Source organism: Actinomycetota bacterium (assembly GCA_019347575.1).
Taxonomy (GTDB): domain Bacteria; phylum Actinomycetota; class Nitriliruptoria; order Nitriliruptorales; family Nitriliruptoraceae; genus JAHWKY01.
Window position 1 is genome coordinate 42,271 of record JAHWKY010000002.1, and the last position, 24,908, is coordinate 67,178.

A 24,908-nucleotide genomic window follows, 5' to 3' on the forward strand; every position below is an offset into this window, starting at 1 on the left:
GCGTGGAGACCTGGCCTCACTGGTGAGCACAGGTCTCCACGGAGCCGAGGCCGGGGCGGGCCGCGCCCGCTGCGTGGAGAGCTGGCCTCACTGGTGAGCACAGGTCTCCACGGAGCGGGGTCAGGTGGCCTCGTCGATCGGGCCGACGAGCGCGGCGCCGAACAGGTCCTGGCTCATGCCGATCTGGTCGAGGTGCTTGCAGATGCCGCCGAGGAAGAACGGCCAGCCCGCCCCGAGCAGCAGGCACGTGTCGATGTCACGGGCGTCCGCGACCACGCCGTCGTCGAGCATCCGCTTGGCCTCGTCCGCGACCGCCTCGAGCGCGCGCTGGCGGATCTGGTCGCCCGTGAGCGGCTCGGCGTCCTCGGCGACGTGCCACAGGTCGAGAACCTGCTCGTAGGGCTCCCCGCCCCGGTCCCAGTCGTACACCCCCGGCAGCCCCAGCTCGACGAACGCGCGGAAGTCGTCTTCGACCTCGAACCGCTCGGGGAAGTGATCGTGCAAGGTCTCGACGGTGTGCAGCGCGACCGCAGGACCGACCAACCCCAGGAGGGTGAACGGTCCCATGGGCAGGCCGAGCTCGAGGATCGCGGCGTCGATCTCCTTGAACCCGTTGCCGTGGCGCGTCGCCCCGATGCACGCCCCCATGAACCTCGACAGCAGCCGGTTCACCACGAACGCCGGGGCGTCGGCGCACTGGACCGCGGACTTGCGCAGCGTCTTGGCCACCTCGAAGGCGGTGGCGGCAGCCTCGTCGCTCGTGGCCTTCGCGCGTACGACCTCCACCAGCGGCAGCACGTTCACCGGGTTGAAGAAGTGGAAGCCGACGACGCGCTCGGGATGGTCGAGGTCGGCGGCCATCTCGGCGACGGACAGCGAGGACGTGTTGGTCGCCAGCACCGCCCCGTCGTCGAGGACCTGTTCGAGGTCGGCGAGGATGGCCTTCTTGAGGTCCATGCGCTCCAGGACCGCCTCGATCACCCAGTCGACACCGGCGACGTCGGCGTAGTCGAGCGTGTAGGTGACCTGCCCCTTCAGGAACTCGGCGCGCCCCGCCTTCAGCCGGCCCTTCTGCACGCGCTCGTCGAGCTCGCCCTCGATGTGCTCGCGGGCACGGTCGAGCACCTCCCGGTCGATGTCCTTCATGACCAGCGGCACCTCGAAACGCTGGAGGAACAGCGCCCCGAGCTGCGCGCCCATCAAGCCGGCCCCGATGACGGCGACCTTGCGGATCGAGCGTGGCTCGACGTCGGGGCGCCAGGGTTGGCGCTTCACCCGCTGTTGGGTGAGGTTGAACGCGTACACCGAGGCCTGCGCCTGCGGTGCCGGCAGGAGCTCGGCCAGGGCGTCCTCCTCGCGTCGGTAGCCCTCGTCGAGTTCACCTCCGCGTGCGGCGAACTCGATGAGGTCGATCGCCACGTACGGGGCGCGGGTGGCGCCGTGGACCTTCGCGTCGGCGAACGCTCGGGCGTTCTCGAGCGCCTCGTCGAGGCCGTCGGTGGACGCTGGCTCGCGCTCGATCGTCTCGTCCCCGACGATCAACGCCTCGAGCAGCTCGCGGCTGTGCTCGAGGAAGTCGACCGACGGCAGGAAGCGGTCGGCGAAGCCGCGCTCGAACGCCTGCTTGGGCCGCATCGTGGTGTTGTTGTTCAGCGCGTCGGTGATGATGGTCTGCAGCGCCGCCTCCGCCCCGACGATGCGGGGCGCGAGCTGGGTGCCTCCCCAGGCGGGGAGGATAGAGAGGAACACCTCCGGGAACGCCAGCACGGTCGAGCCGGTCGACAGCGTGCGGTAGTCGCAGTGCAGCGCGATCTCGAGGCCTCCGCCCATGCACGCCCCGTTGATCGCCGCGAGCGTGGGGAAGGGCAAGCCGGCGAGGCGGCGGAAGGCGCGATGGCCCTCCTCGCCGGCGCGCCGTGCGAACTCCGCATCGGCTCCTGGGAACCGGTCGAGGTCGGCGCCAACGGCGAAGATGAACGGCTTGCCGGTCAGGAGCAGCCCCTTGACGTCGCTCTGGCTCTCGACCTCGTCGAGCGCGGCGCCGAGCGACTCCAGGGCGCGCTCGCCGAACGTGTTGGGCTTGGTGTGGTCGCGTCCGTTGTCCATCGTCACGAGTGCCAGGCGCCCCGTCCGTCGCGAGTCGTGGTAGGTGACCTTGAACTGGGTGTGGATCTCGGTCTCGGCCATGAGCGTTCCTCGCGTCGGGGGTGCCGGTGGTCGGTCAGTCCCGTTCCCACAGGACCGACGCGCCCATCCCCAGACCGACGCACATCGTGGTGATGCCGCGGTTGGCCTCGGGGTTCGCCTGGAGGTGATGGGCCAGCTGCATGGCGAGGCGCGCACCGGAGAAGGCCAAGGGGTGGCCGAGCGCGATCGCACCGCCGTAGGGGTTGACCTTCGGGGAGTCGAGCGGGAGCTCGAAGTGGTCGAGGAAGGCGACGACCTGGACCGCGAAGGCCTCGTTGATCTCGATGACGTCGATGTCGTCGATGCCCAGGCCGGTGCGCGCCAGGAGCTTCTCGGTGGCCGGGATCGGTCCGTAGCCCATCGTCTCGGGCTCGACCCCGGCGAAGGCGAAGTCGACCAGGCGCATCCGTGCTTGCAGGCCCATCTCCTCGGCCGCGTCGCGGCTGGCCAGCAGCACGCTCCCCGCCCCGTCGTTGAGTCCCGCCGCGTTGCCGGCGGTCACCCGCCCACCCGGGCGGAACGACGGCCGCAGCCCGGCGAGGTCCTCGAGGCCGGTGCCGGGGCGCGGGTGCTCGTCGACGTCGACGACGCGCCAGCCGGCGGGTGACCACACGGTGATCGGCACGACATGCTCGGCGAACACCCCTTCGGCCTGTGCCTTGGCGACGCGCTCCTGGGAGAGCAAGGCGAACTCGTCCGCACGTTCGCGGGTCACGCTCGGGAGCTCGTCGTGGAGGTTCTCGGCGGTGTTGCCCATGACCAGCGCCGAGGGATCGACGAGGTCGTCGGCCAGGAACCGCGGGTTGGGATCGACCTCGGCGGCCATCGGATGGTGGCCCATGTGTTCCACCCCACCCGCGATCACCACGTCCTGTCCCCCGACGCGGATGGCGTTGGCAGCGTTGACGATGGCGGTCACGGCCCCGGCGCACATGCGGTCGAGCGCGTAGCCGGGCACGGACCGCGGCAACCCGGCCAGCACCGCCACGGCGCGACCCATCGTCAGACCCTGGTCGCCGACCTGGGCCGTGGCCGCGTAGGCGATATCGTCGATGCGTGCAGGATCGAGGCCGGGGTTCCGTTGGAGGAGCGCCCGCACCGTGCGGACGGCGAGGTCGTCCCCTCTGGTGTGGGCGTAGTAGCCGTCGTCTCGCGCACGACCGATCGGGACGCGCACACCATCGACGTAGACCGCATCGCGGAGCTCCACCACGTGACGTTCCTCTCGGACGGCGTGGGGAGCGTTGCCGACCACCGCACGCGATGCCAAGCCCGGCCTCGTGCTGTCAACCGGTGACTAGACGCTCGGAGCCATATCTCGCGCGGCTCGCTCCGATCACGAAACCTGGCGGTCCGACGTGCCGAGAACCTCGATGATGAGCGATACGACGACGGACGCGGGCACGCGAGCGGGCACCGAACGCCTGACGTTCGCGTGGCTGGTCGCGCTCGTGGCGATCGCGATCGTCGTGGTCGCGGGTGCGGCGCTCACCCGGTCGGTGCTGAACTCGAGCCAGGCGAGCTTCGCATCCGTCACCGATGTCGCCGCGCAACGCGCCGACGCGGAGCGGGTCACCGCCCTCACCCAGCGACTCACCGACATCACCAGCCCGGACACCGCCGAGCAGATCGCGGTCGAGCTCGAAGAGATCATCCAGGCGATCAGGGAACGGGCCCTGTTGCTGGAGCGCCGAGCGGATGCGACGGTCCCCACCACACTCCGGTTGGTCTTCGAGGACGCCCAGGTCGGGACCGCTGCTCTGACGAGCATGGCCACGGAGGTCGTCGCCGACCCCTCGCTCGCGCCGACACGATCACCGGACATCGCGACGACGAATACGTCCCTCCAGGACGACCTTGGCACGCTGGAGCAGACGCTGCGCAGCCGCGCGATGGACGACGGCCAGCAGGCGAAGTGGGTGAACCTCGCCGTCCTCGCCGGCGTGCTCCTGCTGCTGCTGATCGAGGGCGTGCTCGTCTTGCTGCCCGCGACGAGACGCGTGCGCGAGGTGATGGAGCGCCGGCGTCAGCAACAGGAGGTCGAGCGCGAGCGGACACGCGGTCAGTTGGAGCGGCTGGCTCGCTTCGACCACCTGACGGGACTCGCGAACCGGGCGCTGTTCCGCGAGCGTCTCGAGCACGCCCTGGCGGCCGCCGAACGCAGCGGCAAGCTCGTGGGGGTCATGTTCCTCGACCTCGACCGCTTCAAAGAGGTCAACGACCAGTTCGGCCACGACGTCGGCGACCAGCTACTGATCGAGGTGGCGGCGCGCCTCCAGGGCTGTGCCCGCCGGACCGACACGGTCGCACGCCTCGGAGGCGACGAGTTCACGCTCATCCTCGAGAACCTCGAGACCGCCGACGGCGCAGCGACGGTCGCACAGAAGATCACGGACTCGCTCCGGACGCCGATCCCTCTGGACGACAACGAGGTGATGGTGACCACGAGCATCGGCATCGCGATCTACCCCGACGACGGCACGACGATCGAGTCGCTGATCCGAGAGGCCGACTCCGCGATGTACCACGCGAAGAGCGCGGGCCGGAACACCTTCGAGTTCTCCACGCCGGAGCTGCGGGCCAGCAACATCCGGCGCCTCGACACGATCTCGGCACTCCGCGGATCGTTGGACCGTGGGGATCTCCGCCTCGTCTACCAGCCGCAGGTCGAGATCGACTCCGGCCGGGTCGTCGGAGTCGAGGCGTTCGTGCGGTGGGAGCGCCCCGACGGCCACGACGTCCCCGCCGCCGACTTCATCGAGCTCGCTGAGGACACCGACCTGATGGTGCCACTGGGCGATTGGGTGCTGCGTGAGGTGTGCCGTCAGAGCGGGGCGTGGCGGGATGACGGGCTGCCGGGGCTGCGCATCGCGGTCAACCTGTCGGAGCGGCAGTTCCACCATGACCGCCTGGCCAAGACCGTGGCGTCGATCCTGACCACGAGCGGCACCGATCCGAGGCTGCTGGAGCTGGAGATCACCGAGGACACGCTCGTCAGCGACGTGCAGGCCTCGAGCGTCACCCTGCGGCTGCTGCGCGGCATCGGCGTCCGGGTCGTGATCGACGACTTTGGCACCGGCTACTCGTCGCTCAGCTACCTGCGCTCCTTCCCGATCGACGCACTCAAGATCGACAGATCCTTCGTGGAACGTCTCGGCGAGGACGAGGAGGCAACGGTGGTGCCCGCGGCGATCACCGGGTTGGCCCGCCACCTCAAGCTGGCGACCATCGCGGAGGGGGTCGAGACCGAGCAGCAGGTGGCGTTCCTGCGCCGGATCCGGTGCGACGTCGCCCAGGGCTACCACTTCACCCCACCGCTGGAGGCCGACGACGTAACAGCGTTCGTCAGGCGCCGCTCGATCACCACGGTGTCAGAGGCCGCTGCCGACACGCTCCAGTAGCGTCACCGCGTTGTCATGCAGGATCCCCCGCAGCGCCTCCGGCCCCCATCCAGCCTCGACGACCCCGCGCACCTGAGCCGCGTAGTCGTGCGGGATGGTGGGGAAGTCGGACCCGAACAGGATCCGTGGGTGCAGCCTCAGCAGACGCTCGTGCAGTGCCTCCGGGTACCGCCCGATGTAGGGCGGGTCTGTCAGCACCATCGCGGTGTCCAGGTACAGGCCGGGGGTGCGCTCGGCCAGCACGAGGAAGTCACCGAAGTCCGGGGCGCCGAGGTGCGCGATCACGATGACCAGGTCGGGGTGGCGGTCGAGGAGCGCGGCGACCTCGTCCGCCCCGCAGTACTCCTCGCCTCCGTCGACGCCGTAGACGGCGGCCGCGTGCAGGACGATCACCACGCGCCGGCGTGCGAGTTCGCGCCAGACCTCGTCGAGGCGCGGGTCGGTCGCGTGGAAGCGTCCGACCTGCAGGTGCACCTTCGCGACCTGTCCACCGGCGTCGAGGGCATCCCCCACGTAGGTCTCGACCGTGTCCTCGGGGTAGAAGGTGAACGTCGGCACCACGGTCGGCTCGCGCGCCGCGAGGTCGAGGGTGTAGCGGTTGAGGAACGCTGCCATCTCGGGCTTGTGGGCGTACGCCAGCGCCGTGTGCAGGCGCACGCCGAGCGCCGAGAGTGTCACGAGTCGCTGCTGTGCGGGTACCCGGTACGCGATCGGCCACGCCGGCCCCTCCAGCCGATCGAAGTATCCCCAGATCGCCCGCTGGACGGACGGTGGCGCGAAGTGCACATGGATGTCGACCAGCCCGGGTAACCCGAGCTCGGCCACGTACGGGGCAACGTCGTCGTCGCGCTGCAGCTCCTCCAACCCTCCTCCAGCGATCCGACGGAACGAGGAAGCTACCTACCCCGGTACCGTCCGTTGCCGACGAGCGGGAGGTGAGACGCTGGCAGCGCAGTTCGGTCCGGAGCTGTTCGACTTCCTCTTCGATCTGGACGTGCACAACGATCGCACGTGGTTCGACGGCAACCGCGAGCGCTACGAGCGCGACGTGCGCGAGCCGATGCTGGCGTTCATCGCCGACATCGCGGCCCCGTTACGGCGACGGGTATCACGACACCTGGTGGCCGATCCACGCAAGCAGGGTGGATCGATGTTCCGCATCCACCGTGACACGCGCTTCAGCAAGGACGCCTCCCCGTACAAGACGTGGGCGGCGTGCCAGTTCCGCCACGAGCTGGGCCGGGACGTGCACGCCCCGGGCTACTACCTGCACCTCGAACCTGGCAACGTGTTCGCCGGGGCGGGCATCTGGCACCCCGACAGCGCCGCCCTCGCGGCCATCCGCGAGCGCATCGACGGGGAGCAGGCGGCCTGGAAGCGCGTGCGCAACGGGAGGTGGCTGCGCGACGGCGACTGGGCGTTCACCGGGGACGCGGTCAAGACCGCCCCGCGCGGCTACGACCGCGATCACCCCCTGATCGAGGACCTGCGCCGAAAGGACGTCATCGTCGTCAAGCCGTTCGACGAAGGTGACGTGACCTCGCCCGACTTCCTCGACACGTACCTCGAGGCGTGCGTCGAGGCCAAGCCGCTGATGCGCTTCCTGTGCCGCGCGCTCGACGTCCCGTTCTAGGTCGTGCACGTCGTCAGCGTCAAGGACGTCGCTCGGGTGCACGACGGCCGCACGGTCCTGGCCGACGTGACGTTCGGGATCACGACCGACGACCACGTCGGGCTCGTCGGTCCCAACGGCTCCGGCAAGTCCACCCTCCTGCGGACCGTGGCGGGTATCGAGCCGCCCGACGCGGGTGAGGTTGTGTGGAACCGCTCGGCTCGTAGCGCCTACCTCCCGCAGCAGCCCGAGCACGCCGACCATCTGACCGTTGCCGAGGCCATCCACGATCCGGCCTACCCCGCCGTGCGCGACCACGAGGCCGACGCGATGACCGACGCGCTCGGCCTCGATCCCGGCGCGACGCTCGGGACCCTGTCGGGCGGGCTGCGGCGACGTGTCGCGCTGGCGCGTGCCCTGCTCCCCAACAGCGACCTGCTCATCCTCGACGAACCGACCAACCACCTCGACGTCGACACGATCGACTGGCTCGAGCAGCACCTCGCGCAGCGGCGGGGCGGCTTGCTCGTCGTCACCCACGACCGCTACCTCCTCGAGCGGCTGAGCAACCGCATGCTCGAGATCGACGGTGCCGTCGTCCGGTGGCACGACGGAACGTACGCGGACCTGCTGGAGGCACGAGCCGAACGGCAGGCTCAGGCCGAGGCGGCGGACCGGCGCCGACGCAACCTGCTCCGCAAGGAGATCGCCTGGCTGCGACGGGGGCCCAAGGCGCGGACGAGCAAGCCGAAGTTCCGCCTGGAGCAGGTCGAGGCCATGCGCGCCGTCGCCGATGCTGCGGACGAGACCACGCTGCAGCTGGGGACCGGCCGGCGGCGGCTCGGTCGCCGCGTCATCGATCTCGACGCGGTGTCGGTGGACCGCGGAGGCCGCCCCGTCCTCACCGACGTCACGTGGGGGCTCGGCCCGGGCGACCGGGTCGGCGTGGTCGGCCCGAACGGGTCCGGGAAGACCACCCTGCTCGAGGTCCTGGCGGGGCGCATCGCACCGGACCGCGGCAGGGTGAGAATCGGCGCCACCGTGGAGCTGGCGGTGTACGAGCAGGAGGCCTCCGCCCCGCCCTCAGATCGTAGGGTGATCGATCTCGTCCACGACGTCGGCGTGTGGATCCCACTCGCGAACGGGGAACGGCTACCCGCCAGCGCGCTCGCGGAGCGGTTCCGGTTCGACGCGACGCTGCAGCAGGCCCGGGTCGCCGATCTGTCCGGCGGTGAGCGCCGCCGCTTGGCACTGCTGCTGACGCTCGTCCGCGCCCCGAACGTGCTGCTGCTCGACGAACCGACCAACGACCTCGACCTCGACACCCTCGCGGCGCTCGAGGACCATCTCGACGGGTTCGCGGGCACCCTCGTCGTCGCGAGCCACGACCGCTACCTGCTCGACCGGCTGGTCGATGGCCTGGTCGAGCCGACCGCCACCGGTCTGCGACACCACCTCGACTGGGAGTCGTACCGGTCGGCCGCCGCACCGGTGGAGATCGACGTCGCCGAGGAGGAGTCCGCGTCGGCCGCGCGCAACCGCGAGCGGCAGGAACAGCGCCGGGAGCTGCGCCGCCTCGAGGAGCGCATCGCCAAGCTCGAGGGCCGACGGGGCGAGCTGCACGAGCGACTCGCGGCCGCTGGCGCCGACCACGAACTGGCACAACGCCTTAACCGTGACCTCCAACGGGTCGAAGAGGACCTGGGAGCGGCCGAGGAGCGCTGGCTGGACCTCTCGGTCGGATAGCAGCTCCCTACCGAGTCCAGCGACACCACGGTACTCTTCCGTGGCTCACGTGGGGTGGTGATGCGTCACAAAGGGGGAACGATCGCTGCGGCCGCGCTCGTCGCGCTGGCTGCGGTTCCCGCGTTCGCCCAGGACCCGGGCCAGACCGCGCGCGAGATCGAGGAGGCCAGCCGCGAGCTCGTCGGCGCACGGGCGGGCCTGGACGAGCTCACCCTAACGGTCAGCGAGGCCGAGCACGCGCTGAGCGTCATCGAGCGCGATCTCGACGAACGCAGCGCCGAGCTGTTCGAGCTCGAAGCCGAGCTCGCCGATGCTCGCGCGGTCGAGGCCGAGGCGGTGGCCGAGGCGCTCGCGATCTCCCGTGACCTCGCCGCTGCGGACGAGCAGCTCGACGCGCTCGTCGGCCAGTGGACCACCCACCGGCGCGTGTTCGAGGACCGCATCACCAGCGCCTACAAGCACGGCGCCGGCGCGGCGGCCGGCACGCTGTTCGGGGTGCTGCTCGAGGCCCAGAGCCTGCACGACGCGGCGGTGACGACGCGTGCGCTCGACAAGGTGCTCCGCGACGACCGGGACCTCGTCGAGAACGCGAGCGACCTGGCCGTCTCCGCCGCCCACGCTCGCCGGGACGTCGCGGTCAAGCGGGCGGAGGCGGTGGCGACGAGGGACGCGACCGCGCGGGCCCGAGCGAAGGTCCAGCGGCTGGTCGACCGGCAGCAGGGCCTGATCGACTCGATCGAGGAGGAGCGCACCGGGCGGGCGCAGATCCTCGGGTCGTTCGAGCAGGATCGCGATCGCCAGCTCGCCCTCATCGACGAGCTGACCCGCAGGGTCGGCGCGCTGCAGGCACGGCTCGCGGCCGAGCTCGCCGAGTCGTACGCCGACGGCGTCTTCGATCCCGCGTCGGCGCCGAACTGGGTCAACTCCCTCCCCGCGCACGCGCGCACGTGGGTGCCCCACATCGTCGAGTCCGCGCTCCGCCACGGCATCGACCCGCGCCTGTTCGCCTCGCTGGTGTGGGCCGAGTCGAACTTCCACCCCGGTGCGGTGTCGCACGCGGGGGCGATCGGTCTGAGCCAGCTCATGCCGTTCACGGCGCAGCGGCTCGGCGTCGATCCGTGGAACCCGATCCAGAACCTCGAGGGCGGGGCGCGGTACCTGGCGGCACAGCACGCGACCTTCGGCCGCTGGGACCTGGCACTGGCCGCCTACAACGCGGGGCCGGGGGCGGTGCAGCGGTACGGAGGCATCCCCCCGTACGCCGAGACGCAGTTCTACGTGCTGCGCGTGCTCGGCCTGTACGAGAACCTCGTCACGGCGGACCTGCCGCCTCCGAGCGTGCCCCCGAGCGTGCCCCCGACCGAGCCGCCGAGCTGAGCGAGCGCGGTCTCGACCCCGTCACGACGGCGGGCCTCGCGGTCGGCGTCCTGGCGGTGTCGTCCGCGGCCATCCTCATCCGCGTCGCTGCCGCCCCTGCCCTCGCCATCGCGTTCTGGCGCACGTTCGGTGGCACCATCGCGCTCGCCCCGTTCGCGGCGCCTCGGCTGCGCGCAGCTCGACCCACCGACCGCGTGGTGCGAAGCCTGGCCTGGTCGGGTCTCGCGCTGGCGGTGCACTTCGCGCTGTTCATCGGGTCGCTGTCGTACACGACCGTCGCGTCGTCGGTCACGCTCGCGACGATGTCGCCCCTGTTCGTCGGACTGGGTGCCACCTGGTTTCTCCGCGAACCCCCGAGCCGCCGCATGTGGACCGGGATGGCCGTGACGGTCGTGGGGGCCATCACCATCGGGGTCGGAGACGCGTCGGGACTCGAGCTGGGGGGTCGCGCGCTGCTCGGGGACGCGATGGCGCTGGCCTCCGCAGTCGCGGTGACCGCGTACCTGCTGATCGGACGTGCGCTGCGACCCCAGGTTCCGATCGCGGTCTACGGGACCGTGGTGTACGGGGTGGCAGCCGTCGCGCTCCTGATCGCCACGCTCCTCTCGCAGGCGGCCCTGACCGGTTACGACAGCGCGACCTGGCTCGCGCTGCTGGGGCTGGTCGTGGGCCCCCAGCTGCTGGGCCACACGGTCTTCAACACGCTGCTGTCCCGCGTCACCGCGACGGTCATCGCGATCGTCGTGCTCGCCGAGCCGGTCGGGGCGACGGTTCTGGCGATGATCCTCCTCGACGAGTCGCCGGCACCGCTGTTCTGGGTCGGCGCCCCGCTCATCCTCGCCGGGGTCGCCATCGCGACGCTCTCGGCGCGGCGTCGTCCCGCGCCGGCTCCGCTGTGACCGATGACTACGGTGCGCGCCGACAGGGAGGCCGCCGTGGACTTCGCCAACTACCAGTACGAGATCTACTTCCAGGGACTGGCGGGTGTCGTGCCCGAGCTGCCCGCGAACTACGACGACCTCGAGGCGCGGGCCCGCGAGGAACTCGACGACGGTCCGTTCGGGTACGTGGCCGGAGGCGCCTCGTCGGAGGACACGGTCGCGGCCAACCGCGAGGCGTTCCGTCGCTGGCGCATCGTCCCGCGGATGCTGGTCGACATCGACGTCCGTGACCTCTCCACGCACGTGCTCGGTCAGGACCTGATCGCGCCGGTCGCCCTGGCACCCGTCGGCGTGCAGTCGATCGTCCACCCCGAGGCCGAGGTCGCGACCGCACGTGCCGCGGCGTCGGTCGGCATCCCCTTCACCCTGAGCACGGTGTCGTCCAAGCCCCTCGAGGAGGTCGCGGAGGCGGCCGGAGACGGGCCGCGCTGGTTCCAGCTCTACTGGCCCGGTGAGGTGGAGCTCGCCGCCAGCCTGATGCGGCGAGCCAAGGACGCGGGGTACACCGCCGTGTTCGTCACCCTCGACACGAAGATGTTGGCGTGGCGACCGCGCGACATCGACGGGGCGTACCTGCCCTTCCTCGTGGGCGAGGGACTCGCCAACTACACGACCGACCCCGTGTTCACCGACCCGCTCGACGTGTCCGCCGAGGACGACCTGCAGGCTGCCGTCCTGCGCTGGGCGCAGGTGTTCCTGAACAAGAAGGCGACCTGGGGTGACCTGGCATCGCTGCGCGAGCACACCGATCTGCCGATGGTCCTGAAGGGCGTGCTGCATCCCGACGACGCCCGCCGTGCCGCGGACCACGGGATGGACGGCATCGTCGTGTCGAACCACGGTGGACGCCAGGTCGACGGCGAGATCGCGAGCCTGGATGCGCTACCCGACGTCGCGGCCGCGGTCGACGGAGAGCTCGACATCCTCTTCGACAGCGGCATCCGGACGGGCGCTGACGTCGTGAAGGCACTGGGCCTAGGAGCCAAGACGGTGCTGCTCGGTCGGCCGTACGTGTGGGGTCTGGCGCTCGGTGGCGAGGACGGCGTGCGTCACGTCGTGCGCGGCCTGCTCGCGGACCTCGACCTGACGATGGCGATGTCGGGGTTCACGTCCCTCGACGACCTCGAGCCCGGGATCCTCCGCCGCATCTGAGCCCCAACTCAGAACGTCAACGGCAGTCGCACATGCTCCTCCACCACTCCGACGATGCCGCCCAGCACGCTCCCCTCGCGCGCGGCTGCATCGACCGCGTCGGCCACCTCGCGCCCTCCCTCGTCATCCAGGTCGAGCTCGGGGGTGACGTAGGTGAGCGTGCCCTTGCGTGCCACAGCGGTCTGCAGCCACGTCCGGTCCACGTTCTCACGGGGGACACGCACGATCGGATCGCCGTGCTCGTCGACGAGCCGCAGCTCGGCAGCGTCGAGCGCGAACCCGACGCGCGGCGGTCGGCGCGGCGGGGTGTGGTCGTAGAACGCGGGCACGCTCCCCAGACCACCGTCACGGACGCGGTCAGAGACCGAAGCCGCGACGCCCGCTGCCTCGAGCACGACGACGGGTGTCCCGGCGGGGGTCAGCCACCAGACTCGCACAGCCACCTCCTGTCCGGTGCGAGGGAACGCCGAAGGTACCGAACGAGGGCGCGCGCGCTCTCCGCACGTGAGCGGGGCGCAGTCCACCTGCCATCCGACTTCTCCCCGCGACGTCCTGGATATCCAGGGCGATCAGGGGAGAAGTCCGGCCTCGCTCTCCTCAAGCGGCCAGCCGCGCAGGCAAGGTCTGACGCGCCCGGTCGAGGTGTGCGGTGATCGCGGCGAGCACCTCGGCGGGGCGCTCGAGATCGTCCGTCGTGATCCGGAGCACCAACCACCCATCCGCCGTCGTCACCGCATCCCGTTCCTGGTCGCGCTCCTGGTCGTAGTCGGTGCCGTGGTAGCGGGTGCTGTCGACCTCGACCGCGGCGAGCAGCTCCGGCCACGCGACGTCGAACACGACCCTCCGTCCGCTGCTGAGCACGACCGCGTGGTCGAGCACGTGCGGCGGGTAGCGACCATCCCGGACGATGAGCACGTGGACCCGCAGCTCAGGAACGGACCGCGCACGGACGCACGGTGTGTCCATGGCCTCCAGGACCCGTCTCATCCGCGCCGCACCCCATGCTCCGACGAGTTCGGCATCGCACCGCGCGAGTCGCTCCGGGTCGGTGAGGCCGCGTCGCCACGCGTCCACCGCAACCTCGAGCAGCGGGTCGTCGTCGAGGTAGCGCGCCAGATCACGGACGGTCCTGGTCGCACTGGTCACGCGCTCGTGAGTCCCGACCTTGACGACGTCGTCGTCAGGAAGCCACCTCGTGTGGTGAACCCGCACGTCGCCCGGAGCCTTGCGTGACTTGCGCCCCGCCACGAGCACCTCGAGCGCCCGGGTCGTGGCGAAGCGCTGAAGGTCCCACAACCGTGCGGCCGAGCGGTGACTCACGACCGCCGCCGGCCCCATGACGAGCGCCCCGGCGTGCAGGTCGGACTCCCACGTCGCCGGCGCCCCGGCGAAGCGGTAGACGCCCCTTCCGGGGCGCACGGTCAAGATGGCCGCGGTCGTGACGAGGTGGTCGAGCCGGTTGGGCGTCACGCCCTCCGCCAGCGCCTGCTGGCGTGTGAAGCACCCGCCTCGGCGTCTCGCCTCGTAGGCGAGCCGCGCGAGCGGGCGGTCGGTCGCGTCCTCTTCCATGCGGGCGAGCGTCGCACGCCCGCTACCCGCTCCCAACGACGAGGTTGTTGCGGGCTGTGGAAGCCGACAGGGCGGAGCTGCCCGACGACGAGCGGGCAACCTCGACTTCGCCCCGTGTCGTCCTGCATATCCAGGACGATCGGGGGAGGAACGCGGGCGGATGGGTCACCTGTCGAGCTGGCGGCGGTGGGCCTCGGCGGCCATCCGGGCGGAGATGACGTGAGGGGTCAGCTTCGAACCCGCCGCGGCCAGCTTGTTGACGGCACCCGGCACGACGACCGCGCGGTCACGTCGGAACGCCTCGAGCGACTCACGCACGACCGCCGCCGCGTCGTCGCTGCGGAGGAAGCTGGGCATGACGCTGGCGTCGAGACCCGCCACCTGCTGGAACTCGGTCTCGACGATGCCGGGGCACACGGCGAGCGCGCGGACCCCGGTACCCCGAAGTTCCTCGTGGATGGCCTCCGTGAAGTGCTTCACCCAGGCCTTGGTCGCGGCGTAGACGGCGCCGTAGGGACCGGGCTGCAGCGCCGCGATCGACGCGATGTTGATCACGCCGCCGCTCCGCACGGCGACGAGCCGCGGCAGGATCGCGCGGGTGAGCCGCATGACGGCCAGCACGTTCAACTCGATCTGCTCCTCCTGCTGGCCCACGGGCACGTCCACGAACCCGCCGTACTGACCGAAACCTGCGTTGTTGACCAGCAGGTCGACGGGGTCTGTGCCCGAGGCGAGCCGCGTCTCGACGCCGGCGAGGCCATCGGGGTCCACCAGGTCGGCGACGTGCACGTCGACCTCGACGCCGTGGTCGCGCTCGATGGCGGCGGCGAGCTCGCGCAGCCGGGGCGCTCGTCTGGCGACGAGCACCAGATCGAGCCCTCGGGCAGCGAGCTGCCGGGCGAACTCCGCACCCAGGCCGCTGGATGCACCCGTGACCAGCGCACGTTCCAGGGTGGTCACCTTCCCCTCCAGGTCCGGGCCCACGAACCTAGCCCGCAGCGGGGCCGGCCCGCGGGCGTCGATGTAGCGGTGAGGGGTGACGTGGCACCGGAACCGGGACACCGATGGGTACCGTGCGGCCATGCGCCGACGCCTCACCCTGTCCGAGCCCGTCCACCTCGAACGCCTCCTGGCGCCACTGAGGATGGGCACCGACGACCCGACCATCCGGCTGTCACCGCACGAGGGGTGGCGTGCCTTCCACACGCCGGTCGGGCCCGTCACGCTCCACCTGCGGCTCGACGGTGAGACCCTGACCGCCGAGGCCTGGGGCGATGGGCGGGAGTGGGCGCTCGAGCACGCCCCGGCGCTGGCCGGCGCGGACGACGATCCGGCCGCGTTCAGCCCCATCGACGCGCGCATCGTCCGGCTGTGGCGTCGCGTCGGCGGGGTCCGGCTCAGCCGGTCGGGGCTCGTGATCGACGTGCTCGTCCAGACCATCCTGAGCCAGAAGGTCACCGGCCTCGAGGCGAAACGAGCCTGGAACCGGCTCGTGTGGCGCCGCGGCCGACCTGCCCCGGGTCCGCTCGAGCCACTGCGCCTGCCCCCCACGTCGCAGCAGATCGCGGCCATGAGGTACGAGGAGTGGCACCCCCTCGGTGTCGAGCGCCGGCGAGCCGAGACGATCCGGCGCGCGTGCGCTCGTATCGACCGGCTCCAAGAGGCGGCGACGATGGATCGCGAGAACGCCGAGCGGCGCCTGACGGCGCTGCCGGGCATGGGGCCGTGGACGTCGGCGCTCATCCGACGCATCGCGTTCGGCGATCCCGATGGCGTCGAGGTGCACGACTTCCACATCCCCAACCTCGTCGCGTGGAACCTGGCGGGCGAGCCCCGAGCGAGCGACGAGCGGATGCTCGAGCTGCTGGAGCCGTGGCGCGGCCAGCGCGGTCGGGTCATCCGGCTGCTCGAGCTCGCCGGCCAGGCTGCGCCCCGCTACGGACCCCGCATGCGCGTCCGACGCGTCGAGCAGCTCTAGCTAGGAGCGCGCTGCACACGTCGCTGCGGCGCCTGACGCGCTGATCACACTCCTAGGCGCCGCTACCCGGTGGTCTCGGTGCCGACGATCTCGTCCTCGGGCTGGGGGTCCTCGACCTCGCCCGTCTCGGGCTCGGGAGTGTCGGTCGTGACCGGCTCGGTCGGATCGAAGGGGTTGGCGGGCCCCGTCGTGTCGATGGGACCGGGCTCGCCCGGCTCGGGACCCGCCCCGCACCCCGCTCCGGCGAGCACGAGAGCGGCAGCGGCGAGGACGAGGTAGCGGCGAGCGGTGATCATGGCTGCGGGACTCCGGGACGGCAGGACGGTCGGCGGCAGTGTGTCGCGACGCGACGCCCAGGCGTTGGGACGTTCGTCCAGTACTGGGCGATGATCACGTGTCGAGGTAGTCGTGGAGGATCCGCCGCCCCATCGCCTCGCCTCTCATCTGGACGACCTCGCCGCCCGTCGATGACGCCAGCCGATCGGCGAACCCCACCAGACCCGGATCGTCCTCGAGCAGGAACACGTGGAGGCGGATGCCGGCACGCGCGAGGCGCATCGCCTCGCGCAGCGTCGCCTCGATGGTCGCGGGGATGGGCGGCCAGTTGAACTCGGCGACGTCACCGACGAGGTGGGCGGTGGGCTCGCCGTCGGTGACCATGATGACCTGCTTGATCGGGCGCGGATCATCCGCGAGGACGCGGCGGGCCAACAGGAACGCGTGTTGCATGTTGGTGCCGTACACCCGCTCGAAGCCGGCCGCCGCGAGGTCGGCCGGCTGCAGTTGACGCGCGTAGTCGCTGAAGCCGATGAGGTGGAGCGAGTCCTGCCGGTAGCGGCCCTCGATGAGCGCGTGGAGCGCGAGCGCCATGCGCTTCGCGGGTACGAAGTGGCCCTTGATCGGCATCGAGAAGCTCAGGTCGAGCAGCAGCGCCGTCGCGGTCCGGGGCCGCACCTCCTGCTCCTCGACCTCGAAGTCGTCGGGCCGGAGCGTCACCCGTGCACCACCGGCTCCCTCGCCCGCCCGACGCAGCACCGCGTTGTGGACCGTGCGACGCACGGCGAGCGGTTCGCGGTCGCCGAACCTCCAGGGGCGCGTCTGACCGGTGGCCTCTGCGTCGGGCCCGGTGGCGCGAGGCTCGACCCGCCGCTCGATCCGCTCGAGCAGCCGCACGAGGGCGCGTTCACCGAGCTTGCGCGCGCCCCGCGGCGTCAAAGCGAGTTCGCCCCCCTCGCGCTGGAACAGCCCGGACTCCTCGAGCATCCGCTCGATGCGCTTCAGGCGCCTCAGGTCGCGGACGGCGTCGTCGCCGAGTGCCCGCCGCAGGGATGCCTCGTCGACGTCGTCGATGCTCGCTCCGGCGTAGTCGCCCGCCAGGGCTTCACGCAGCTCGTCGAACTCGGCCAGGCGCTCGACCGCGTCGATGGCGCCTGACAGCGGCATCGACTGGTCGGCCCAGCCGTCAGGCACCGCCTGGTCCCACGGGAGGCCCGGCAGCGCCGCACGGAGGTTGGCCTGCAGCTGCGCCATCTGGAACTGCAGGTCGAGGTCATCGAGGACGGCGCGCGAGAGCGCGTCGAGCTCGGCTCGCTGCTCGGCGGACAGGGATGCGAGGAACTGGCTCATCGCCGCCATGCGGCGCGCCAGGACCTCGAGCAGCTCGTCGAGGTCGCGCGGGTCCTCGGGGAAGAACCGGCCGTGCCGGGCCATGAACGCGTCGAAGTCGGGTTCCTCGCCCCGCGCGCGTGCAGCCAGCATCGCGTTGAGATCAGCGACCATGTCGGTGATGGCCGCCAGCTCCTCCGCCGAGACGTCGCGCATCGCGCTGGACAGGTCGCGGAACTGCGCGTCGAGGATCTGCTGGCGCAGGTCGCCGAGGAGCGCATCGAACTCCGTAGCGGCCTCCTCCGAGGCGAACGGGTACTCGCGCAGCTCGCGGATGGCACCTCCGGGGTCGCGCGGGAGCGCGTCGAGCGTCAGCTCGGCGAAGCGTGCGTCCTCGTCGTCACGGCGGGCGAGCTCGGCACGCTCGAGCTCCTCGATGCGGTCGAGCCGTTCACGGACCTCCTGCAGGGGGCCCGACAGGTTGGTGCCCTCGAGGAACCGGCGCCGGGCAGCCTCCAGCCGTTGGCGCAGCTGCTCGAGCCCGATCTGTCCCCGCAGCCCGCGCTGCAGCAGACGCTGCAACGCGACGTCACCGCCCGCACCCATGAGCAGGTCGTCACCGAGTTCGTCGAGCACCTCCCCGAGGTCGAGCGGATCCCCCAGAGGGTCGTCCTGGGTGCCGTCCCAGCGGCCGTAGCGCGCACGCACGTCAGGCCGCCCCGAAGCGCCACGAGCCCTCGTCGAGCGGTTCCTTGTTGAGCCGCTTGCCGAGGTGGAGCCCCTCGAGCACGAACTCGACGACGCTGGCCGCCCCGGCGGGCTCGTCCGCCCCGACCTCGAGTCGCTGCATGAGCTTGGCGAGGCCCGGGATGCCGTCGCCGAACTGGGCGAGCAGGTCCGATGCTGGCTGGGTGTCCGCGGTGGTGACCGTGAACTCGTCATCGAAGCGGTCGAGCAGCCCGGATACGTCCGCGCCGCCGAGGCGCCGGCGCCACACGGTGACGAGCGCGTGGCGCAGGAGCCTGCCGACGATCTCGTCCTCGTGTCCCTCGTCCAGGGTGTCGAACTCGACCCGCCCGAGTGCCGCCGGCACCACCGCCCAGAGGTCGACCACGCGCGGGACCGCCAGGGTCTCTCCCGCTCGCACGGCACGACGGACCGCACCGGCGAGCATGGTCTCGCGCGCCCCGATGGCGTAGCGCACTGAGACGCCCGAGCGCTGGTTCACCTGCGGGCTGTGCCGCAGTCCGCGCACGAGCTCGGCGATGACCTCCTCGAGGAACAGCGGCACGCGCACGTCGACGTCCCCCGGAGGTGGCCGCGACTCCTGGCGCATGATCGCGATCTCGTCGACGGTGTTGGTGGGGTAGTGGGTGCGGACCTGGGTGCCGAAGCGGTCCTTGAGCGGGCTGATGATGCGGCCGCGGTTGGTGTAGTCGTCGGGGTTGGCGGTTGCCACGAGGACGAGGTCGAGCGGGAGCCGGAGCTTGTAGCCGCGCACCTGCACATCGCGCTCCTCGAGCACGTTGAGCAGCGAGACCTGGATGCGCTCCGGCAGGTCGGGCAGCTCGTTGATCGCGAAGATCCCGCGGTTGGTGCGCGGGACGAGGCCGTAGTGGATGGTCTCGGGGTCGCCGAGCGTCCGGCCTTCGGCCACCTTGATCGGGTCGACGTCTCCGATCAGGTCGCCGACGGACGTGTCCGGAGTCGCGAGCTTCTCGCTGAAGCGCCGGTCGCGGCCGATCCACTCGACCGGGAGCTCGTCACCTCGCTCGATCGCGAGTCGCCGGCACCGCTCGCAGGAAGGATGGAAGGGGTGACAACTGATCTCGCAGCCCGCGACGATCGGGGCGTGCTCGTCGAGCAGGCCCACGAGGCTGCGGACGATGCGGGTCTTGGCCTGCCCGCGCTCGCCGAGGAGCACGAGGTCGTGACCCGCCAGCAGACCCCGTTCCAGATCGGGCAGCACCGTCTCCTCGAAGCCGACCAGCCCCGGCAGCAGGGTCTCGCCGCTACGTAGGCGCGTCACGAGGTTGGCGCGGAGCTCCTCCTTGACGCTGCGGTCGGGGTAGCCCGACCGAGCCAGGGCGGCGAGGGTCGTTGCCGCTGGCATCTCGCTCCGTCCCGTCGGTGGGGGCACGGTACCTGCGGCACGATCAGCCGACGCGGCTCTCGCGTAAGACCTCGAGGGCCTCGTCTGCGTGAGCCTCCATGTCGCTCTCGCTCGACATCGCGTGCAGTAGCCGACGGTCGGTGTCGATGACGAAGGTCTGACGCTTGCTCCACAGGGGGCCGAGCCGCTTCGCACCGAACAGCTTGGCGACGGACCCGTCCTGATCCGCGATCAGTGGGTAGTCGAGGGCGTGCTCGTCGCGGAAGCGCTGTTGCGTCGCGGGATCGTCGCGGCTGATGCCGAAGCGCTGCGCCCCGAGCTCCTCGAACTCCGTGGCCAGGTCGCGGAAGTGGCAGGCCTCCGCGGTACAGCCCGGCGTGAACGCCTTGGGGTAGAAGAACAGCACCACCGGGCCGCCCGCGAGCAGCTCGGTCAGCGTCGTGGTCGTTCCGTCGTCGAGCGTCGCCGTGAAGTCCGGGACGGTGTCGCCAGGTTCCACGCTCTCTCCCCTCGTTCAGTGCACCGACCAGGGTACGCGCAGCAGCTCCGCCCCGAGCTTGGTGAGCATCCGCCCGCTGACGCCGCCGGTGCCAAGGCCCATCGCCACGATGTCCTCGAGCACCCGTGGATCGCTTCGGCCCGCACGGACGCTCACGTCCACCGAGCGACGGTGCTGGAAGGCACGCGCGGCCAGGCCGACGTGCCTGAGGTGGCGTCGGAGCCGTCGCCGCAACGCCTCCGTGTAGGCACCGCCCGGATCCTCGCGAGATCGCATCGCGGCCGTCCCCGCCAGCGCCCCGCTCACCAGTGCGGTGTAGATGCCCTCGCCGGTCAGCGGGTTCACCAGTGACGCGGCGTCCCCAGCGAGCAGCACGCGGCCGTACGCGGGCTCGGGACGCTGGGTCGACAGCGGCAGGTGGTGGGCCCGCAACGTCGCGGGGTCCGGGATGGCGTGCGGGAACAGGCGGGCGATGGGTTCCGTGAGGTCCCGGCGCGCGCCGAGGGTGGTCGAGTCGAACACGCCGTACCCGACGTTCGCGTGATCTGTCCCGGTCGGGAAGCACCACGCGTACGCGGGCCAGCGATCGTCCACGAAGTCGAAGGCCAGCTCCTGCGGTACCTCCGGGGCGTGGGCGTAGCCCCGCATCGCTATCGCGACGCGTTCGCGACGCTGGGTAGGACCACCGATCTGGCGTCGCACGGTCGAGTTCGCCCCGTCCGCCCCGACGACGACCCGTGCCCGGTAGCGGCCGTTGAGGAGCACCACCGCACCGTCCGGTTCGACCGTGCGGATGTGCACGGTGCTCAGCTCCGCCCCGCGCTCCAGCGCGAGCGCGGCTAGTCGAGCATCGAACACGGCTCGGGGCACGACGTAGCCAGGACGGGCGGTGGTGTGCAACACCGTGGTGCGGTCGGGCGACGTGATCCGGATGCGGTGCACCGGGGACGCATCGGCGAGCACGCTCGACGCACCGAGAGAGTCGAGGACGTCGGCCCCCTCGGGTCCGATGCCGTCGCCGCACACCTTGTCGCGGGGGAAGTCGGCCCGGTCGAACAGCACGATCCGCGCGGACGGGTCGGTGGCGGACGCGGCCAACGCGGCGGCCGCTCCGGCCGGCCCCGCGCCCACGATGGCGACGTCGATGTGCCTCACGTGCGCAGGCTACGGCGGTCAGGCGGCGGCACAGACCCAGCTCAGGGGTGGCGCCGCATCCGGCGCGGCGTCCGGTACCAACTCGTGCACAGTGCGTTTGCACCCGTAGAGGTCCTCGGTGAGCAGCAGCACGACCTCGTCGAAGAACAGTCGTGCCTGGTTACGCCACGCCGCCCCGCCCGGCCCGTTGACCAGCACGGCCAGGTGGTACGTCCGCCCGTCGTGGCCGTGGGCCGTACCGACGAGCGAGACGACGTCCGCGAGCGTGCCCGTCTTGCCGGCGAAACGGCTCTGCGCAGGGGTCCCCTGGAGGCGCCCACGCAGCGTCCCGGTGTCACCGGTCACCGCCATGAGACTGCGCCACAACGTCCTGTGCTCCCCAGCACCCATCTGCCGGTCGAGGCTCGCCAGCATCCGCGCCGAGAGACGATCGCTACGCGACAGCCCCGATCCGTCCGCCAACACCGCACCCGTCCAGTCGACGTCGAGGTCCCCGAGGGCCAGTCTCGTCGCGAGGTCCCCGGCGGCCCACGACCCGGCTCCGACGAGACGCCGGCCGAGCTCGTGGAAGAGGTGGTCGGCGAGGTGGTTGTCGCTGCGCTGCACGGTGTGGGCCAGCAGCTCCGAGACCGGTTGGCTGTGCAGCTCGGCGATGACGGCCGGGGTGGGGCCGGCGTCTCCGACGCGGACACCTCCGGCGATGCTGACGCCCCGATCGCCCAACATCGCGGCGAGCCGTTCGACCGTCGCCAGGGCGGGATCCGGCGACAGCTGCACCTCGAGGTCGCCATCGGGTTCGACGACGACGTCGAGTGCCGCGTCGGAGGTCAGGCCCACCACGGGGCGCGCGTCGAAGTCGGCGAGGTAGCCGTCGGTCCAACCCTCGGCCAGTGGCGCCCCGCCGTAGGCGCGACCATCCGCGACCAGCGCGCCGGTGATCCTCACCACACCGGCCGCCACGATCGCGTCGGCGAGCTGCTCGAGCTGGGTGCACGGCCGGACGGGGTAGATCTCGGCGCAGAAGACACCGGTCGCGAGGGTGGGATCACCGCCACCCTGGATCACGAGATCGCCGGCGATGGCGCCACCCGTCGACACCGGCACGGCGGCGCGCGCCGTGGTCGTGAAGCGGTGATCGGCGCCCAAGCCGCGCAGCGCCGCAGCCGCGGTCACCAGCTTCTGCGTCGACGCCGGCATGACCGCGCTGGCACCGAGCCGGTCGACGACGGTCGTACCGGCCTCGTCGAGCACCACGAGCGAGATCTGTCCGGTGGGGACGAGTCCGGGGTCGTTGATCGCCCCGTAGAGGCTCCGGCGGAGTGCGTCTCGGCCCTCGGGCTCCGCGGGCGCCTGCGCTGGGGTCGGGTCGGACGCCGGCTCGGGTGCGGTCGTGGGGGGTGGCTCGGTCGCGAGCGGGCCGGCCGCGGCCAGCGCGGGTTCGGCCTCGACCATCGTCGGCTCGCCCGTGACCACCGCGGCGGTCAGGGCGAGTGCGAGGACCAGTGTCGTCGCGATCACGAGGGGCAGGTGGGAGCGCATGGGGCGGCGAGTGTAACGAGGGGCTCCCGACTCGCACCGGGGTCGGTCTCAAGTAGCCCGCAGGGCGGTAGACCAACAAGTCGGTCTCAAGTAGCCCGCAGGGCGGTAGACCAACAGAGTCGGGGTAGGTTCCCGCGCGACCGAGGAGGCCACGCTGGACACCGGGGCGGCGAGCGACATCGGCAAGGTCCGCGAACGCCAGGAGGATGCGTTCCTGTGCGCCCCGGAACGCCACCTGCTCATCGTCGCGGATGGCCTCGGAGGTCACGCCGCTGGTGAGGTGGCGAGCCGGATGACGGTGGAGCGGCTCGATGAGCTGCTCAGCGCCGAGCGGCTCGCCGACAGCGACGACGTGGCGGTCATGATCGCGGAGTCGTTGCACGAGGCGCAGGGCGTCGTCCTGGCCGACGAACGCGCGAACCCCGCGCACCACGGGATGGGCACGACCGCGGTCGTCGTCCACGTCGCGACCGACCGACGGGTCGCCACCGTGGCCAACCTCGGGGACAGCCGCTGCTACGTGATGCGCCGCGACGAGCTGGCGCAGGTGACCGTGGACCACGTCTGGACCAGCCCGTCCGGTCGGTCACTGACGCAGGCGATCGGCTCGTCCGATGGCATCGAACCCGAGCTGTTCGAGGTCACGCTCGAGTCCGGAGATCGCCTCCTGCTGTGCACCGACGGACTCACCGACATGGTCGATGACCCGGGCATCGCAGAGGTCCTGGGGACGGCCGAGACCGCACAGGGGGCCGCTGACGGCCTCGTCGCCGCCGCGCTGGACCGGGGCGGGCAGGACAACATCACCGTCGTGGTGGCCTTCGTCGACTGATCCTGCCTATCAGTTCCCTTGCTCGGCGGTCGAGTCGAGCAGCCCGCGCAGCTGGAAGCCCCGGGAGGGGTGACGGAGCTTGGTGAGGGTCTTCTTCTCGATCTGTCGGATGCGCTCGCGGGTGAGCCCGAACTGCGCCCCGATGTCCTCGAGCGTGTGCTCCTCGCCATCGATGAGGCCGTAGCGCAGCATCAGCACGGTCCGCTCCCGATCGGTGAGGGCGCCCAAGGCCCGCAGCACCTCCTTCTGCGTGAGCGCACCGGTGGCCGACTCCTCGGGGCTGATGGCGCCGTCATCGGCGACCAGCTCGCCCATGGTCGCGTCGCCGTCCTCACCGATGGGCTTGTCGAGCGACGCCACGTCCTGCGCGGCGAGCCGCACCTCGCGCAACCGCGCGACCGTGAGCCCGAGCTCGTCGGCGACCTCGCGCTCCGAGGCTTCGCGGCCGAGCTGCTGCAGGAGCGCGAACTCGGCGTAGCGGATCTTGCCCATCAGCTCGTGCACGTGGACCGGGAGGCGGACGGTCCGTCCGGTGTTCGCCAGTCCACGTTGGAGCGCCTGACGGATCCACCAGGTGGCGTACGTCGAGAACTTGTAGCCCTTGGTGTGGTCGAACTTCTCGACGCCCCGGATCAGTCCGAGGTTCCCCTCCTGGATCAGGCTCAGCAGGTCGACGCCACGACCGCGGAACTTGCGCGCCACCGACACGACCAGGCGCAGGTTCGCCCGGATCATGTGGTCCTTGGCCCGCGTGCCACCGTCCATGATCCGCATCAACAGGGCACGACGGCTGGGCGCCAGGGCGACCTCGGAGTCGCTGAGGATCTCACGCGCCGCCAGGCCTGCCTGGTAGCGCTTGGCGAGGTCGACCTCCTCCTCCGCGGTGAGCAGATCGGTCCGACCGATCTCGTTCAGGTACTGGCGAACGGAGTCCGACGAGGCCGATAGCGGCTGAGCCTCGGGGCGCTCACCATCCTCCGACAGGTCGTCGACGATCTGCATACCGGCGTCGCGCGCTTCCTGGGCGGCGTCATCGACCCACGAGGGGCCGTGGTTCAGCGGATCGAACAGCTCCTGGAGCTCCGAGAGCAGCACGTAGCCGCGGCTGGCACCACGCTGGAACAGCTCGCTGAGCGGCGCGACCTCTGCCACGTGCGGTCTTCCTCGTCAATGGCCCGTGGGCCGGCACCCGTGCTCCTGGG

At 71.2% G+C, this 24,908-nt stretch carries 21 protein-coding genes; 8 read left to right on the top strand and 13 right to left on the bottom strand.

From position 1 onward, the window contains the following. Positions 1-120: 120 nt before the first annotated feature. Both KY469_01520 and KY469_01525 read right to left on the bottom strand, forming a co-directional pair. Positions 121-2,187, bottom strand: coding sequence for an enoyl-CoA hydratase/isomerase family protein (locus KY469_01520; protein MBW3661750.1), 2,067 nt, complete (start codon positions 2,185-2,187; stop codon positions 121-123). 34 nt (positions 2,188-2,221) lie between these two features. After that, positions 2,222-3,400 carry a thiolase family protein gene (locus tag KY469_01525; GenBank protein MBW3661751.1) on the bottom strand — a complete coding sequence of 393 codons (1,179 nt, stop codon included), beginning with the start codon at positions 3,398-3,400 and terminating at the stop codon, positions 2,222-2,224. A 160-nt stretch (positions 3,401-3,560) separates the two neighbouring features. Between KY469_01525 and KY469_01530 the strand changes: the two genes are divergently transcribed. Continuing rightward, the gene (locus KY469_01530) at positions 3,561-5,588 is read left to right on the top strand and encodes an EAL domain-containing protein (GenBank protein MBW3661752.1); all 2,028 of its coding nucleotides are present in this window, start codon (positions 3,561-3,563) and stop codon (positions 5,586-5,588) included. Here KY469_01530 and KY469_01535 read toward each other — a convergent pair. Next, on the bottom strand, positions 5,559-6,413 hold the full coding sequence (locus tag KY469_01535; protein MBW3661753.1) for an amidohydrolase family protein: 855 nt from the start codon (positions 6,411-6,413) through the stop codon (positions 5,559-5,561). The genes KY469_01530 and KY469_01535 overlap by 30 nt on opposite strands. On the opposite strand from KY469_01535, the gene KY469_01540 reads away from it, so the two are divergent. The 5 genes from KY469_01540 (at position 6,379) to KY469_01560 (ending at position 12,416) form a co-directional block, all read left to right on the top strand. Next, positions 6,379-7,221, top strand: coding sequence for a DUF2461 domain-containing protein (locus KY469_01540; protein MBW3661754.1), 843 nt, complete (start codon positions 6,379-6,381; stop codon positions 7,219-7,221). The genes KY469_01535 and KY469_01540 overlap by 35 nt on opposite strands. Before the next feature lie 3 nt (positions 7,222-7,224). Next, complete coding sequence (locus tag KY469_01545) at positions 7,225-8,946, top strand: ABC-F family ATP-binding cassette domain-containing protein (protein MBW3661755.1); 1,722 nt, start codon at positions 7,225-7,227, stop codon at positions 8,944-8,946. 765 nt (positions 8,947-9,711) lie between these two features. Beyond that, positions 9,712-10,323, top strand: a complete 612-nt coding sequence (locus KY469_01550) for a lytic transglycosylase domain-containing protein (protein ID MBW3661756.1) — start codon at positions 9,712-9,714, stop codon at positions 10,321-10,323. 56 nt (positions 10,324-10,379) lie between these two features. Then, the gene (locus KY469_01555; protein ID MBW3661757.1) at positions 10,380-11,222 is read left to right on the top strand and encodes a DMT family transporter; all 843 of its coding nucleotides are present in this window, start codon (positions 10,380-10,382) and stop codon (positions 11,220-11,222) included. 3 nt (positions 11,223-11,225) lie between these two features. After that, positions 11,226-12,416 carry a lactate 2-monooxygenase gene (locus KY469_01560; GenBank protein MBW3661758.1) on the top strand — a complete coding sequence of 397 codons (1,191 nt, stop codon included), beginning with the start codon at positions 11,226-11,228 and terminating at the stop codon, positions 12,414-12,416. A gap of 8 nt (positions 12,417-12,424) precedes the next feature. Here the strand turns inward: KY469_01560 and KY469_01565 are convergent, their stop codons facing one another. From KY469_01565 to KY469_01575, 3 genes are all read right to left on the bottom strand, one after another. Beyond that, positions 12,425-12,853: a hypothetical protein gene (locus KY469_01565; GenBank protein MBW3661759.1), complete on the bottom strand. Its 429-nt coding sequence runs from the start codon at positions 12,851-12,853 to the stop codon at positions 12,425-12,427. 160 nt (positions 12,854-13,013) lie between these two features. Further along, positions 13,014-13,985: a hypothetical protein gene (locus KY469_01570; GenBank protein ID MBW3661760.1), complete on the bottom strand. Its 972-nt coding sequence runs from the start codon at positions 13,983-13,985 to the stop codon at positions 13,014-13,016. 165 nt (positions 13,986-14,150) lie between these two features. After that, positions 14,151-14,945: an SDR family oxidoreductase gene (locus KY469_01575; GenBank protein ID MBW3661761.1), complete on the bottom strand. Its 795-nt coding sequence runs from the start codon at positions 14,943-14,945 to the stop codon at positions 14,151-14,153. A gap of 121 nt (positions 14,946-15,066) precedes the next feature. Here KY469_01575 and KY469_01580 point away from each other — a divergent pair, with 121 nt between their 5' ends. Then, the gene (locus tag KY469_01580) at positions 15,067-15,963 is read left to right on the top strand and encodes a DNA-3-methyladenine glycosylase 2 family protein (protein MBW3661762.1); all 897 of its coding nucleotides are present in this window, start codon (positions 15,067-15,069) and stop codon (positions 15,961-15,963) included. Between the two features lie 62 nt (positions 15,964-16,025). Here KY469_01580 and KY469_01585 read toward each other — a convergent pair whose 3' ends face one another. From KY469_01585 to dacB, 6 genes are all read right to left on the bottom strand, one after another. Then, a complete protein-coding gene (locus KY469_01585) occupies positions 16,026-16,259 on the bottom strand; it encodes a hypothetical protein (GenBank protein ID MBW3661763.1) in 234 nt (77 codons plus the stop codon). Positions 16,260-16,353: 94 nt separating this feature from the next. After that, positions 16,354-18,276 carry a hypothetical protein gene (locus KY469_01590; GenBank protein ID MBW3661764.1) on the bottom strand — a complete coding sequence of 641 codons (1,923 nt, stop codon included), beginning with the start codon at positions 18,274-18,276 and terminating at the stop codon, positions 16,354-16,356. A 1-nt stretch (position 18,277) separates the two neighbouring features. Then, positions 18,278-19,681 carry a sigma 54-interacting transcriptional regulator gene (locus KY469_01595; protein MBW3661765.1) on the bottom strand — a complete coding sequence of 468 codons (1,404 nt, stop codon included), beginning with the start codon at positions 19,679-19,681 and terminating at the stop codon, positions 18,278-18,280. A gap of 43 nt (positions 19,682-19,724) precedes the next feature. Beyond that, positions 19,725-20,180: a peroxiredoxin gene (locus tag KY469_01600; GenBank protein ID MBW3661766.1), complete on the bottom strand. Its 456-nt coding sequence runs from the start codon at positions 20,178-20,180 to the stop codon at positions 19,725-19,727. Positions 20,181-20,195: 15 nt separating this feature from the next. After that, the gene (locus tag KY469_01605; GenBank protein ID MBW3661767.1) at positions 20,196-21,335 is read right to left on the bottom strand and encodes an NAD(P)/FAD-dependent oxidoreductase; all 1,140 of its coding nucleotides are present in this window, start codon (positions 21,333-21,335) and stop codon (positions 20,196-20,198) included. An 18-nt stretch (positions 21,336-21,353) separates the two neighbouring features. Further along, the gene (gene dacB, locus KY469_01610) at positions 21,354-22,874 is read right to left on the bottom strand and encodes a D-alanyl-D-alanine carboxypeptidase/D-alanyl-D-alanine-endopeptidase (GenBank protein MBW3661768.1); all 1,521 of its coding nucleotides are present in this window, start codon (positions 22,872-22,874) and stop codon (positions 21,354-21,356) included. Positions 22,875-23,028: 154 nt separating this feature from the next. Between dacB and KY469_01615 the strand changes: the two genes are divergently transcribed. Beyond that, complete coding sequence (locus tag KY469_01615; protein ID MBW3661769.1) at positions 23,029-23,706, top strand: SpoIIE family protein phosphatase; 678 nt, start codon at positions 23,029-23,031, stop codon at positions 23,704-23,706. A 9-nt stretch (positions 23,707-23,715) separates the two neighbouring features. On the opposite strand, the gene KY469_01620 is transcribed toward KY469_01615, so the two are convergent. After that, positions 23,716-24,858: a sigma-70 family RNA polymerase sigma factor gene (locus tag KY469_01620; protein ID MBW3661770.1), complete on the bottom strand. Its 1,143-nt coding sequence runs from the start codon at positions 24,856-24,858 to the stop codon at positions 23,716-23,718. Positions 24,859-24,908: the final 50 nt, after the last annotated feature.